The following is a 14,990-nucleotide window of genomic DNA, read 5'->3' as shown; positions in this document are numbered from 1 at the left end:
CTATGTCATGAAATTACCCTTGTTAACTTTTACCCTGCTGGTGTCCGGCATTTTTTCAAATGTGTGTTTTGCCCGGCCGTTTGCAGCTGGGGATCCGGCATCACCGGCCGCAACCAACCTGACCATGTTTGGCCGCGATACTTACCCGGGTGAGGATAGTACTTACGAACATTTAAAACAATCAGGGTTCACCACCGTGATCCTTTCCAGCTTTTATATACGTTCCAATGGTGATCTATATTCCGGCGATGATAGCAAGAATCCTATCATTCACGATGGTAAGTATGTGGGCGACCCTGAGTGGCTTAAACGGGTAGCGTCTTTAAAACAGGGCAAAACTTCCATTACCCGGATCGAGATCTTATTTGAAGGCAGGTGGTATAACCAGCCGCCGAACACTTATGATTATATACGGACCTGGGCCAATGATTCAACCGCTCCTGCGGGCGTTGTTACCGGCACCGGCGCCAACAGCACCCTGTATAAAATATGTAAGGTATTAAAAGATGCGGTAGGCGTTGATGCTATCTGTATTGATGATGAATCTGTTTACGATGCGATTTCCATTATACGGTTAGGATCAATGATCGGTAAGCTGAACATGCACATGACCCTGTGCCCGTATACAAAATTCTCGTATTGGAAAGGCATTCTTGACGGATCAAAGAAAGGGCTGATAGATGCCATCTATGTACAATGCTATGACGGCGGCGCGCGCAATACGCCCGGTCCCTGGAAAACGCACCTGGCCACGAATGTGCCCATTTACCCGATATTCCTTTGCCGCGGGGCTTTCAGCACCTGCGCCACAGATCATAACAGTAAATCACCGGATGAGATCAAAGCAGAAATGATCCGGTTTAAAAAGGAGTACCCGGGTATGACCGGCGCAGGCATCTGGCAAATGGCGGATGTAAACAAATATGTGAAGATGGATTGCGCCACGCAAATGCCGGAATCCGGTAAAGCTACTACTGTAACAGATTTCCTGGCGGATCTGAAGAAGAGCTTAACAGAGGGATTGTAGGATTAAAACGCTGGTATAAAAAAAGAGCAGGTCTCAGGGCCTGCTCTTTTTTGTTGTTAGTACCCGTCATCCAGCGTAAGGGTGGCAACCCTGTAGGCTGCCTTGGGCCAATCCGCTGCAGCAAAGGCGCGCCACCGGCTGGCATTCACCAGGTCAGCTGCTTCCTGCGTGGCTACGCCGTTATTCTTGCAGATCAATGCTTCTGCTTTGTTGAAATAAATTTCCGTTTTAATTCTTTCAGCTGCACCCGCCGCCCCGCTCAATAGACTGGGCGCCGGCTTCTAACGGATTACCATAACCGCTGCCCGGGTTGGCTGAATAAAAACAGCTGCCCCAGTCGCTGCTGCCGCCAATGGCGCCACTGATCATTCCATACAGGCCGCCTACTATCCAGCCGGGAATAAACCAGTCGCCCATAATGGTGTACTGGCGGGAGTGATACAGCTCATGCTCAAAGTCAGGCGCGCTGGTATTACCGTTCCATATATTAACGGTAGCTCCCAGGGTAACTGCGGAGAAACCGCTGGCGGAAGGATCATATTCAAAAGCGATAACGCCCCCCTTGAACCATTCCACATTATTCCAGGCGCCAAAGCCGGTACCAAAACCACCTATCAGCAACCCTGCGGTTGAGGTAATGGGTGAACGTGCAAATTTGATTGCAAAGCTGATGAAACCTAAGAAACGTTCGCCAAAGGAATCGCCCATGGAAGCTTTATCCAGGCCGCCGCAAATGGCCGGCCCGGCTACCATGGCAATACCACTGATAACCGCAAATCCCAGCCCGAATGTATTATAGCCGAACCATAACGATACAGCGCCTACTACACCGGAGTACAACATTTCCGATATAGAAAAGTCACCGCCGCTTATGGCCCAGTTAATGATATACCCTACCACGCCAGCTACAAAGCCTACGGCAGCTGCAATAGCATCGTCAATACCAAACCATAGCCCAAAGGGATCGATCATATTCACCGGGTTATTGAGCACGTATACATAAAGCTGCAGGCTGCGGGGCGCTTTAAAGAATTTTTCCGGCTGCTGTTCCAGGAAGTAAGGATCCGGGGTAAGAAAAATACCCAGTGAGGGCATATAGTAACGCCCACCGAAGAAAACCAGGTCCGGTATAGCATCATACTTTTTGCCGGAAAAGTTTTGTATAGCATCCAGCTCAGCGCCAAAAGCCATTTTACCAAACGCATAGTAATGCTGTTCGCTCAGCAGGGCCCCGGTTTGCAGGTCAGATTCCGCTACGTGGCTGCCTAAATGATCCTTATGAAAAACCACCCCACTGTTATCTTCACGCAGCATGGCAATAGCGCCGGTTTCATCAAACACCGTACGCTGCTTCTCATTACCGGATACCGTATAAATGTCATCAAAATTAAAAGTACGCTCCGTTTGCCCGTTTATGGTAGTAGCGGTTAGCACACGGGAGCCCAGGTGGTCGTAAAAATAAGTGATCTGCGTACCATCTTTATGCAACACTTTCACCAGCTGGTTACGGGCATCATATTCCATGGCAGCATCGGGCGTATGGGTAATATTCCCTGCCGCATCGTACTGGTACGTTTGTGCCGGCTGGTTACTTACACCGGTGATACGGTACGGGTGCTGCGCATCATCACGTGCAATTTGTTCTGCGCCAAACTGCTCCGGGTACTGTATAAGATTGCCCAGGTTATCATAGGCATAGTTATGCTCATAATTACCATTGGAGGCCGTGCCCGTTGCCCGTAGCAGCTGGTCCAGCTCATCATACATAAACGCGCGGGTGTGGGTTATATGCCCCGGCGCATTGGCGGCATCTGTAATATGGCTGATCAATCCCGTTTCATTATAGTCATAGGTCAGGTGCTGGTAATCCACTGCGCCATCCGGTGCAATGGTTTTAATACCCAGCAGCCAAAAGCTGCCCGGCTCATAGGTATATTCCGTGATCACACCGCTGGCATAGATAACCTTTGTACGTTTGCCCGTAGGCCCGTATTCAATTTTATTTACAATGCCGGGTATAGACTCTATTAAACCGCCACGGTTGTAAAGGATATTTACCTCCGCACCATCCGGGTATTTAATTTTCGTATAGCGTTTCAGGTTATCCTGCTCATACTCCGCCTTTAAAGGTTGTGCCAGCCCCGGGTAAGTACGTATTTTTGAACGCAGGCATCCGCATCGGGAATAGCTGAACTTTACTTCGCCAAAGGGTCCCTTTACTTTCATGAGCTTTCCCCTGGTATTCAGCTCACCGGCATCCCCTGCATCATATTCATAGGATTCTGCCAGGGTACCGTTCCGTCCTCCGAAATGTACTGTTTGCAGGCGGCCCATAGCATCATAGCTATTATATACCACATCCATCTTACCATCCTTTCTTTCTACCAGGTTGCCCATGGCATCATAAAAGAAAGTGTAGCTGCCGGCATCCCGGTAGCTGGAACGTACCCGCCTGCTCAGGCAATCAAAAGTATTTTCTACGGTAACCGCATCATTGATCAGCACCCGGGTCCTGTTGCCCGTAGCATCATAGGCATAACGGGTTACATTAGCGCTCTCCTTTTTTCTTTCTATAATAGCCAGCAGCCGGTCTTCCGAATCCAGCCATTCTGTTTTTGGCGTATCAAAATTATTATTGCCGGCTGCTTCCAGCAGATCCAGCGGATCATAAAAGCTACGGAAAGAAAGCCCCAGCTTAGTAACATAAGACTGGTGATGCCAATCCGTACGGCGGGTGCTCCGGCCAATGGCGTCATATTCATACAGGGTGAAATGCTCATCGTTCTCCTGGTCGGCTGTAGCAAATTCCAGGCTGTTGGAGAAGTAAGGCTGATACTCCCGCTTTGTTAAACCTTTGGTATTGTACTCCTTTTTGCCGGTTACAATAACCTGGTTGTTTTCTGCTTCGGCACGTACCTGCAGCTTCTCTCCCAGCCCGTCCAGGTACTCCACCCGCCTGGTTTGCGCCCCGCCCTTTTCCGCACGGGTAAGTGTGGTTTGCGAGCGGTGGGGTAAGCTATGATCATAGCTGTATTGCAAATAGGGCATGCCCGGCGCATCGTCGTGCCGGTACACTCCTGTAAGCTGCCCTGCTTTGTCAAATTCATATTTAAGTTCTACACCATTAGGATCTGTATTGGAAATAATGCCGCCGTATTTATATTCATACTCCATCTTTATTACAAGCCCGTTAGATTGTTCTACCTGCACGGGATACATCTTAAAATCATCATAACTGATAGTGGTGGTTAACCCCAGCGGACTGCGGCGTTCCAGCGTATTACCGGTGCCGTCTATACGTTGTTTAAACCGGTCAATAAAGAAGCATTCTCCCAATGCTGCATCCATTTCCTTTACATAACCCAGTGCGGCCATGTTATCCGGCTCCGCCCCATATACTGCTGTAAAGGCGGCTGCGCTCATGGCCAGCTGGCGTTCGCGGGTAATATTACCTTTGGTTGCCTGCTGCTCCGGCAGGCCGGTAAATGCCGGTCCGTCATAATACCAGATGGTAGCTTTCAGCACCTGGCCTTCCTTATCTGTTACGGTTTCCCGGCTTTTAAAGGAAGAGAGCTTTCCATCCGGCGTTTGCGCATATATGCTGGTTGTTTTCAGCAGCTGCTGCTCAAACACGCCCTGGTCATTCTTCCATCTACCGGTTTTTATTTCTTCGGTAATATTACCTGCGGCATCATAGGTGCAGGTTTTCTTTACCTCATTACATTCTGCATTGCGCTCGTAGTTCTTACTGGTGCTTTGCTGTTTTGCAACAAAATGGATCTTCCGGCCATCGGGTGCCAAGCCAACGTCCTGTATGAGATAGCTATTTTCTTCTGCCTTAAAGGGATGGGCGCTTTCCGGCGCGCCATCCTCACTATAGATCTGTGTTAATACGGGCAATCCTTTCTGCAGGGGATCCGTGTTATTGAAATAGGATACCGAACGGTTAGCTGCAATCGTATCATCGCCGTTCTCTATTCTTTCTGCTTTTGCAAAACCCATGAACTGCCTTGCCTTTCCATCAAAATGCCCATTGTAATAACGGAATGTGCTGGTGTTGGTAACACCGGTAGTAACATCCGTGCTGGTCACCTCCCTTATTACCGGTACGGGAAAAGGCAGAAAGCAGCCGGCTTTCAGCAAAGGATCTGTTGTATCCCGCTGATAGGTAATGGAGCTGCCGTGCACGATCTGTGTAGTGATACCGGTATTGTTAACAATAGATGAAAGCAGATAAGGTTTTGTACCGCCGCATATATCCAGGTAACGGTAAGCCGTTTTATTGCGCAGCGCATCCTGGTAGCTCCATAAAATACCATTGGTGCCGGCGCCTTTCATGTCGGCGATCACAATGCCGGCATTGGCTACCGGCGGCGTTCCGGTAATTATTACCGGATCGCTGAACTGCTGCCCGCTCTGATTGATCCAGCAATAGATACGGTCATAGTCTACATACAGCACATCCATAGCGCCGCTGCCATCCATATCCGCAAAGAACAAACGCGCCGGATCATAATTACGCGGCAGCCGCGGGGCATTGGCCATACGGATAGCCTTTCCCCACTTACCATTGCCCAGGTTGGGCCAGTACAGCAAACGCCCGCTGTGCACCTGCACCAGGTGAGTGCGCCCATCTCCTACCACATCTGCCATGCGGATGTGCGGATCATTCAGGTTCACTTCCGGCTGTGCATCATCGGCAAATACACGTTTTGTAACTGCAGGCTGTTGCTGCCAGCCCTCTTCCGCTTTATTGAAATAGTAATAAAAAGCTTTTCCATCGCTGTACATCATGTCCACCCGGTTATCGCCGTCCAGGTCTACCAGCCGCGTTTGTGCGCTGCCTACCGGTACATTGGGGCTTTGCCGGTAGCTAACCTTACGCCCCCAGCCACCGCCGGGCAGGTTTGGAAAATAACCGCCGGACTGCTGGCCGCCCACCATCAGGTCCGCTGTACCATTGCCTTCCATATCGGCAAATAAAAGGCTGTCCTCACTCAGGTCGGCGTGCAGCGGAATATCCTTCAATGTGTAGGGCTGTCCCCATTGCAGGTTGCCTTTATTAGGCCAGAACCTGGCTACGCCATTGGCCATTTCCATTACACCCTGCAGGCCGGTGCCTTCAAAATCCAGCAGGCTTACATCCGCACTTAGTAAAGACGGCGGGGTACTGCTGCCCTTCCCGGTAAAAATGCCCAGCTGTTTCTGCGAAGGATTAAAATGGTTGTATGCAAACGTAATGGGCGGGAAACTGATCTCCTCTACCACGTTATTTTCCTCATGCAGCGCCACCATGGCTGCCTGCTGCAATAACGAAATGTTACTGTAAGGCGCCTGTATATAGGTGAACTGGTAGCGTTTAATGGGCGCAGGCGCCGGCTGCAGCAGATTTACCTGTATGGAGCTGCAGCGCCATGTTGTTTTAATTTCATAACCAGTGCGGTAGCCGGAAAAAAGATCCGGCCTTACCGCATAGTTGAAAATGACCTCGTAAATAGCATACTCAATTTTTTTGATGTACGTATTACCGTCATTGGATTCATATTGATAAAGGATAGTGTTACCATTACTGTCGCTCATTTCATTAATGAACCAGGCATAAATATGCTCCTCAAAGGCCAGCCGTGCATTGGCGGTGGCGCCCAGCTTCAGCAGGCCGCCGGCTTTGGTGCGCACCTCCCAGCCATTGGCTGTTTTGGTGATGGTAGAAAATTCGTTCTCCACCAAAGGCCGGTATACCCCATTGCCCATATGCACCAGCTCCCTGCCTTCAAAAAGGAACACATCTGCCTCGTCATTAAATGCAGGCAGCCGTTTATCTGTGCTGCGGGTAATAGCCATCATATCCAGGGACCAGCCCATACCAAAGGGGCTGTTACCCCTGCCTGTGCTATATTTGAGGGCCAGGCTGGGTGTAAAATTATTAAGGCCTTTCGGCAGCTTGATGGGTACCTGGTACGATCCTGTGCCCGTGCCCAGGTCCGTTTTAAATGCTTCATCAATAGGCTGCATGCTTCCGCCACCGGATGGCAAAGGCAGCACATCCGGTCCTATTCCTGTGGATTTTGCCATGTTACATGCCTTTATAGGTGAAAGAATATTCCATAAAAAGGAACAGGTCTTTGATCTTTGTGCGGTCTAATCCCGCATTGTCAGCTTCCATCAGCTGTATCGTCCATTCCTTGTTCGTTTCTTTATCTATAAATACATTCAGCGGGTTGGCAGCGTCGGTACTATCTGATCTCATCACGCCAGCTGCATCCGTGACCGCCTGCACATTTATGGCTTCCTGTATTACCGTGAATTTCAGGTTAGCCGCGGGTATGCCGTCTGTTACTACTTTCAGGGAAATGTTCTTTACTACCTGGCTGATCTCATTGTAAGCAAAATCAGTGGCCAGCAGTTTGAATTTTAATTCGCCGCTGTCAATGAAGCTGAAATATTCATCCGGGAAAACAATCCGGAAAGGCAGCGCCATATTTTTGGACCCGGTTGCAGGCAGCGTGGCCCTGATGTTATTTTCCAGCAGGGTATCATACTGCGCGGTGTAATAAACGATCATCTTCACATCTGAAATGGTCTGGTAGTTCAGGTCATTAGCGGCCATGGGCATATCCAGCGTCCAGCTGGTGGCTACGCCGCAGTTCTCAAATACGTCCAGCACCCGCTGGTCCGGCTGAAAGATCACTACATCTGCGCGTGGGTTGTAATTAGACAGGTATAATGTTTCATGCGGCTGTATGCGGTAAAATGCATCGCCATTCTTTTTACGGTCGCGGGAAATGCCGGAGTTACTCAAGGTGCCATGTACACCGCCCGGCGGTATTAAGCCTTCTACCACCATTTCAATTTTTTTAATCTTACGCAGGTAAGCGCCGGGGTAAGCCATATCAAAATCGGCCAGGGCAGTCTCAAACTGCAGGCGGCCCGTATTTTTAAAGGTGGTCTGGAAGCCGGTAGGATTCAGCTCTGACAGGGAGAACATTTGTTTTACCGGTATGTCCTTGGATTTGGAATTGTTGATGCGGTCTATCGTAAAGTAGTTGATATCATTCAGCAGGTAATCGGCGCTCAGCAACCCGGAAATAATATTGGTATTGTAATCGCTTTTGATCGTATTTAACGCACGGCCGGTTTCCAGCTCGTAGGCCTTCTGCATTTTTTTAGCAATGCCAATGGCCCTTTGCAGATATGTTTTAGAGATGTACAACATACGCGTGCCCAGCTGGAACCATACTTCCGGGGTAAAGGTCTGCGATTCAAAACTGTTCAGCAGCTCCTGGGAATGTTTCTCATTCATTTCGGCGATCTTCTTTTGCTGGTTAGCTACTTCCACGCCTGCCTGCGCCATGGTCACCTGGTCGTTGGCCAGCTGCTGGTTGGCATCCAGCTCTGAAATGTTGCGGTCCATATTGGAGAGTTCCATTTCCCTTGACAGCATACCTTTTCTCCAGGCGGCATCTTCCATCACTTTATAGGCATCGCTGCCGGAGAGGGTTACATCTTTTCCTTCAGACGGGCTGTAATAGGTGTAGGACACCTCATATCCTTCCGGTCCGGAAGCGAATACACTGGCGGCTTCCAGGGCGGTGGTCTCGTAACTTACATCCGCATACTCCTTCTTCTGATCTTTTGCGTTCTGCAGGCGCAGGGCGGCCAGCGCTGCATTTTCCATGTTCACATCCAGCTCTGCCTGCGCATGTTCTACCTGTTTTTCCGCAAGGTCTACCTGGGCTTTGCTTAATTCAACAGACTGCTGCAATTGCTCGCGGGTCATTTCTTCATCTTCACCATGTGCGGTGAAATTTATATACTCCCTTTCAGCCTGTATGGCCTGTTGTGCAAAATAAGTGGCTACGCTTTGCAGGTAATCGAACTTAAAAATGGGAAAGTAATTAGTTGGGAAACCGGAATAATCCAGGCCGGCACGGATCATGCGAAGGCGGTTCCGGCTATCCAGCACAATATTCACGGCATCCGGGTTCAGGTCCGCCGCATCCGGGTCCGCAATTGCGGCTATGAGCGCGCTTACCTTTAAGCCGTAAGTATTCATTTTATCCTTATAGAGCGGGGAATCCGGCGTTTGATCGTCCGGTGTGATCACGTTCTTGTAAACGTCCAGCGCTTTTTGTATTTCATCATTTTTGTAAAATGAGTTACCCCATTCCAGGTAATTGCGGCCCATCCTGATCCATAAAGCAGGTACTTCTATATTAACATTAATGTACTGGTAAGCGGCTGCTTTCTGGTACTGGTCCTGTGCTTTATTAAATTCTCCCAGGTGATGATAACAATCTGCCAGGCATACCGGCAGCTGGTATAAATACATATGAGGCAGGTTAATGGCAATATCAGTGGCCAGATAATAACCTATATTCACTGCGTCCAGGGTGGTCAGGTCTACCCTTTTTTCATAATAAGCCGTTTTTACCTCTGCCTGGTTTATACCGGCAGCTTCTGTCCATTTAAATTTCATTACCTCATCTCCTCTTACCACACCCAATTCCTTAGCGGCAATCTTCTGGTTCTTTTCAATGTTGCCTTCAAGATCCTGTGTGATCCAGCCATCGCCCTGGTTAGGCAGCCGGAATAGCACACCGCCGCCGTTGCTGGCAGCCAGGTCATAGATAGCGCTGGGCTTAATGGTGGTACCTATCTGTACATCGCTTAAGGAGCCTTTAAAAGCGGTGGCGCCTGTGGACAATTCCTTATGGCCATTGCCATTGGTGAGTACAGCAGTATCTGTAACGGCAGATACGCTTTCTGCTTTTGCGGCTGCACTTACAGCGGCCGTGGAAAGCGCATTGGCCGTACTTTCTGCGGCAAAAGCTTTCAGCTGGGCCACAGACTGATCGGCCGTATGCGCTATTGCATTAGCTTCCTTACTAAGGGCTGCTGCTTCGCCGGCCTTACCTTCCCTGTTTAAAACGGCGGCCAGGTTCAGTTTTGTCTGGCTAACACCCAGCATGTCATTACCGCTCTCAAAACCTGCAGCGGCGGCTGCCAGGTAACGCCGGGCTTCATTCAGGTTGCCGGCTTGCGTGTACACCGCGCCTAAGTTAAGCTGCAGGGAAGCTTTTGCCTGTTTGGCATCCATTGTATCTGCATTGCTCAGGGCATCCAGTCCCTGTTTGAAGAACACTTCTGCATGCTTCCAGTCGCCGCTTTTGGCATACTCTACCCCCAGCATCGTGCTATCTCTTACAGCTCTCGGCATTTTATCGCCAGAGGTATTGATGCCCACAGCTTCATATTGCTGCGCATACTTCTGCACATCATCCGGCAGCGATTTCAAGCTTACATAGCTTACTGCCGATTGTATATTTTCAGGCGGTAAGGACACCGCCATTTCACTCCCTACTTTTAAAATGGGATCAAACAACTGGTTGTTTATAGGTATGGCCATTACAGAGGTGTGCACATACCAGGGTTTGTAAGTGGGGTACAGCAGCTGGAATACCAGGCCTTGTACATACTGGTACGTTTTCAGCGCTTCCTGGAATTTTTTCTTATAGAACAGGTTATTGGCCTTGGCAAAATTCAGCTGGATCGCACTCAGCTTCACCTGGTTCTTGGTATCAGTTTTCTGGTAAATACCTTCCTTGGCGGCAATGTCCAGCCATTTATCATGTTCAGCGGAAATGGCTTCATAGCTGGCACTTACGTAATGAAGAGTGGCTACATTTTCAAGGTACTTTGTTGGCATGGTTAAGTTTTTAGGAGTTAGGTAATACGTGGGGTTGGGAATTAATACGGCTTTCAGCCATGGTTTTACAATAGTTGCCTATGTTTGCCCATTGGACCGTATTTCTTTACTAAAAAGGATTGTTGATGCACATACAAACTTTCCTCTGTTGAGGAAAATAGCTATTGGGATTACGCTATTCCGGATAATGACGGACCCGGCTTTTATGTAGCATGAATTGAGCTGTAAGTAGGATTGAAGAAAATGAACTGTTTCAGGGGAACATAAAACCAATCTCGAAAAATAAAGCTACGCAATAATACAATGGCCTCAAAAAATAAATTCCTGAACACCTTGTCTATAGTAGCTTTTAGGAGGGTAAACAAAGCGGCAGCCGCTATTCCGTTAGCGGCTGCCGCCTTTATTTAATTCCCAGCTTCTGTTTTGCCGGTATCTGCAGGCCGTCACAATTGGCGGCTAAAGGAACGTTAACTATGGTTTAAGCTTTGCCCTTTCATACTGCAGGGGCCATTGTATATCATCCTGCAAAGCGGTGGCTGCATGTAATGGAAAATAAGCATCACGCAGGCTTTGCCGTGCTATAAAGATGAGGTCTGCCTGTTCATTTGCTAAAATAGCTTCTGCCTGTTCCGGCGTGGTAATGATGCCTACTGCACCTGTAAGGATCCCGCTTTGCTTTTTGATCTGTTCCGCAAACCCTACCTGGTAGCCAGGTGTAGCGGGTATCTTAGCTGCAGGTACATTGCCTCCGGAAGAAGCATCAATCAGATCCACTCCTGCTTCTTTTAAGATCAGGGCCAGCTTTACGGAATCTTCTATCGTCCAGCCACCTTCTGTCCAGTCGGTAGAAGAAATGCGTACAAACAAAGGTTTTCCTTTTTCCCACACCTGCCGAACGGCCTGCACCACGGCTACCACTAAACGAACCCGGTTCTCAAAAGAGCCGCCATATTCATCTGAACGCTGGTTGCTTAGCGGCGAATAGAACTGATGCAATAAATAACCATGCGCGGCATGGATCTCAATCACATCATACCCTACCTGTATGGCACGTTTAGCCGCTGCCGTGAAATCGCTGATCACCTGTTGAATGCCTGCCTGGTCCAATGCTAAAGGTGCTTCCTGACCCTCCTTAAATGGCAAAGGGCTCGCGCTGAAAGTTTGCCATCCATCCGTCGTATTTGATGGGATCTGCTTCCCTCCTTTCCAGGGCACTTCACAGCTGGCTTTGCGGCCTGCATGCGCCAGCTGAATGCCGGCTTTTGCACCCTGCCCGTGCAGGAAAGCTACGATCTGCTGCAGCTTTACACATTGCTCTTCCTCCCAGATGCCCAGGTCTCCATAGCTGATACGGCCTTCCGGGCTTATGGCTGTGGCCTCCTGCATCACTAAACCTGCACCGCCCACAGCGCGGCTGCCTAAATGCACCAGGTGCCAGTCAGTAGCAAAACCATTTACGGCCGAATACTGGCACATGGGCGATATGGTTATACGATTTTTAAAAGTAGTGTTCCCAATAGTGATGGGCGATAGTAATTTGCTCATGGTCCCTTTGATATTAAAGCCTAATAATAAGACAAATCTTCTAATTATCATGTAGCCGGGACCGGCGCTGCGCTATGGCCGCTCTCCATCAGATACCCAAATGAAAAGAAGGCGTCTCAAAGTAAGAGACGCCTTCTTTTACAAATAAGTTACCTTCCTTTAATTATTCTACGCAGGTTCTTGCTATCGTGAATGGACCAGGGCCACATTCCACATACCAGGTTTTACAGTTCCTGTCAAAGGTTTCAATGGAACCGCCTTTCAGCGTTTGTTGCCTGTCTTTGCTTAAGCTGGCAATCCGGATCTTCGATAGCGACAGTTTTTTTGATGGGATCTTTTTCATGATGCTTTTTTTAAGGGAAAGGATATAGATTAACTTTTAAAAGTTAGCCCATTTTACAGTGCTTTCCAAGGAACCGCCGTTCCTTTTTCAATAATCATATCATGTGAGCGAAAAGGGGTGGCAACAATCCGTTTAACTTTCATAGCGTTACGTAAATGGTCCTTGCAAAATCTTCAAAAACAAAAAGAAAGCGCAGATTATCAATAAAAAAAGCCGCTCCGTAGAGCGGCTATTAAACGAAAAACTCTGTTACAATCATAGAATGAGTTACAACAAGTGTAAGGCTATAGGATAGGGATAGTTATCTACTTTTAACATTGTAAAGATACCAGCAGCGGATCATATCTTTATCACATGTAGATGTTATTGCATGCAGAAAATTAACGCGTGAAAATCTTACTGCAAAATGGTCTATACACCTCAAAACTAAACGCTTGTAATTAAAACAGGTTTTAATAGTGTCATTTATACAATTATTATATACTATTTCGTACAACTAATACCACATGGCCATTCTCTGATGCTTCGCATCAGCGACCAGGTAAAATATGTTGCACCAAATATTGTTATCTGCAAAAACAGGATTAATGAAAAAGTAGTGTAAATATTTTATGAGCGCCGCCGGCTAAAACGTATCACTGTTGATCTGCTCTTTCAGCTTCATCAGGTCTGCCTTGGCATGATTCATTTTCTTCCGCCACCTGCTTACCTTTTTATTTTCTGATTGCGTTTGCTGCTGTTGCTGCGGTTGTTGCTGGGCTACCATATTGCTCATATTCGCCGGTGGGTGCTGTGTACTTTGCTGTGCATTAAATTCATCGATCTTTTTTGCAGCAGTGGTATAGCTGGTTTCAATTTTTGTGATCCGGTTCATGTAGCGGTTGTACTGCTCAATATTAATACTGCCCTGCATCCGCTTGTTTGATAGTGTTTGTTTCAGGGAATCCTGCTCCTGCTGAAAATTAAATTTCATGACTGCCGCAGTTTGTGTTTGCGGGCTATCATAAGGATCAAAGGAATAGGCTTTTTTAAACCAGGCACGGAAAGCGGTTTGCAGCGCGCTCACATTCTTACCGGTAACTGCCGGCAGCAGGGTAATGTCCTGTATATCCTGTACGCTGGTTGTACTGTCTGTCCCCGGTGGACGGCGGTTCTTCACCGCTTGTATCAGCTGCTGCAACACACCCTGCTCCTGCAAATAGATCATGAAGTAATTAGAGAGCGCATAATTCACTGTTGCCATACACAGGTTCTTATCTGCGCCGCCGTAAAAGTTATTCCAGTCGTATCCCAGCAGCTTTTCCAGCGAGGGCACCGTCTCTCCTATTTCAGCAAGGCGTTTACTTCGAAGATCATCCAGCCGCCAGGTTGTTTTATTACCCTGCAATACATCATTTTCCCAGTAAGAATTGGAATACAGGCCTGCAATGCCTTCATCCAGCCAGGCAGGAATATCGCCTGCATCGCCACGGATCACCAGGTGCCAGAGCTCATGATATAAGGTGCCTATAGTGGATGGATCATCTTCCGCAATACCCAGCAGGCTGAGGTCTGACAAAATGGAATACCCCAGCGGATCATTACCTATTTTAATATGATGTACATCCTGTGCAGCAGCCTGCAATGCGGCTTGTGAGGGCAGCAGGTACACTGTTATAAATTTATTCAACGGCCGCAGGGAATAATATTTTATGTAGAAATTGTATGCACGATCCAGGCTGCCTGCTACGCGCTCCAGGTTTTCTGCGTTGTAGGATCTGTCTTTGAGCGTAACCAGTATAAACCGTTTGTACACCCTGGCTTCATAAGCAGCCGGCAAAAAGCTTTGCAGCTTTGCCAGCGCTGTATCCGGCTGATCCATGTTAAAAATGCGCGCAGCCAGCGTTTCATCAGGCAGCATATTATCATAGCTCACCAGCGTTTTGTTCTCATAACAGTCCTCCACTATGTATCCACCTTTCCCTATCCTGCCCCGCACACCGGCGCCTACTTTGGGCAATGGGATAGTCATTGACGTTAGCAAGGTGCTGCCGGCAGCCAGTGGCGCGGGCCTTCCGGGCTGGCAGGCATTTTTCTCCTGCCGTATGAATGCCAGTGATCCATCATCCATCGGGTATTTGGCTAAAATGTAATCAAACCAGATGCTGGATCTGTCATAATACTTATCCATGCAAAGGCTCTTTGCAATAAAATAATCTACCAGGGCACATTTACCATACACGCTATCCCGCAGGCGGTTGGCTTCCTTAAATACTTCGGCTGTTTTTCCTTCCTGTAAAAGTTTGATGAGCCTTGCACGGTCTACCTGTATTTGTGAAAGAGCTGTTTTGCACGTCAGCATGACGAGGATGAAAATTAAGATCCGCATA

Annotated in this window: 7 protein-coding genes; 1 reads left to right on the top strand and 6 read right to left on the bottom strand. The window is 48.3% G+C overall.

Annotated features, from left to right (window positions below; translation table 11 throughout):
* Positions 1–7 precede the first annotated feature (7 nt).
* The gene (locus BMZ54_RS25085; RefSeq protein ID WP_089918654.1) at positions 8–1,027 is read left to right on the top strand and encodes a hypothetical protein; all 1,020 of its coding nucleotides are present in this window, start codon (positions 8–10) and stop codon (positions 1,025–1,027) included.
* A 56-nt stretch (positions 1,028–1,083) separates the two neighbouring features.
* Here BMZ54_RS25085 and BMZ54_RS25080 read toward each other — a convergent pair whose 3' ends face one another.
* The 6 genes from BMZ54_RS25080 to BMZ54_RS25055 form a co-directional block, all read right to left on the bottom strand.
* A complete protein-coding gene (locus BMZ54_RS25080) occupies positions 1,084–1,224 on the bottom strand; it encodes a hypothetical protein (RefSeq protein ID WP_202909354.1) in 141 nt (46 codons plus the stop codon).
* A 40-nt stretch (positions 1,225–1,264) separates the two neighbouring features.
* Positions 1,265–7,099, bottom strand: a complete 5,835-nt coding sequence (locus BMZ54_RS25075) for a SpvB/TcaC N-terminal domain-containing protein (protein WP_089918650.1) — start codon at positions 7,097–7,099, stop codon at positions 1,265–1,267.
* 1 nt (position 7,100) lies between these two features.
* Positions 7,101–10,733 (bottom strand): Tc toxin subunit A-related protein, encoded by a 3,633-nt coding sequence (locus BMZ54_RS25070; RefSeq protein ID WP_089918649.1) that lies wholly within the window; start codon positions 10,731–10,733, stop codon positions 7,101–7,103.
* Positions 10,734–11,204: 471 nt separating this feature from the next.
* On the bottom strand, positions 11,205–12,278 hold the full coding sequence (locus BMZ54_RS25065; protein WP_089918647.1) for an NADH:flavin oxidoreductase/NADH oxidase: 1,074 nt from the start codon (positions 12,276–12,278) through the stop codon (positions 11,205–11,207).
* Between the two features lie 163 nt (positions 12,279–12,441).
* Positions 12,442–12,621 (bottom strand): class I lanthipeptide, encoded by a 180-nt coding sequence (locus BMZ54_RS25060; RefSeq protein ID WP_089918646.1) that lies wholly within the window; start codon positions 12,619–12,621, stop codon positions 12,442–12,444.
* Between the two features lie 625 nt (positions 12,622–13,246).
* Positions 13,247–14,989 carry a hypothetical protein gene (locus BMZ54_RS25055; protein WP_143081130.1) on the bottom strand — a complete coding sequence of 581 codons (1,743 nt, stop codon included), beginning with the start codon at positions 14,987–14,989 and terminating at the stop codon, positions 13,247–13,249.
* Position 14,990: the final 1 nt, after the last annotated feature.

This window comes from Chitinophaga rupis, from assembly GCF_900109685.1.
Lineage (GTDB): Bacteria > Bacteroidota > Bacteroidia > Chitinophagales > Chitinophagaceae > Chitinophaga > Chitinophaga rupis.
This window is presented reverse-complemented; position numbering and strand designations above follow the sequence as displayed.

Coding starts and splice junctions, on each gene's coding strand:
- BMZ54_RS25085 (WP_089918654.1), top strand. CDS start 8: ATGAAATTACCCTTGTTAACTTTTACCCTGCTGGTGTCCGGCATTTTT.
- BMZ54_RS25075 (WP_089918650.1), bottom strand. CDS start 7,099: ATGGCAAAATCCACAGGAATAGGACCGGATGTGCTGCCTTTGCCATCC.
- BMZ54_RS25070 (WP_089918649.1), bottom strand. CDS start 10,733: ATGCCAACAAAGTACCTTGAAAATGTAGCCACTCTTCATTACGTAAGT.
- BMZ54_RS25065 (WP_089918647.1), bottom strand. CDS start 12,278: ATGAGCAAATTACTATCGCCCATCACTATTGGGAACACTACTTTTAAA.
- BMZ54_RS25060 (WP_089918646.1), bottom strand. CDS start 12,621: ATGAAAAAGATCCCATCAAAAAAACTGTCGCTATCGAAGATCCGGATT.
- BMZ54_RS25055 (WP_143081130.1), bottom strand. CDS start 14,989: ATGCGGATCTTAATTTTCATCCTCGTCATGCTGACGTGCAAAACAGCT.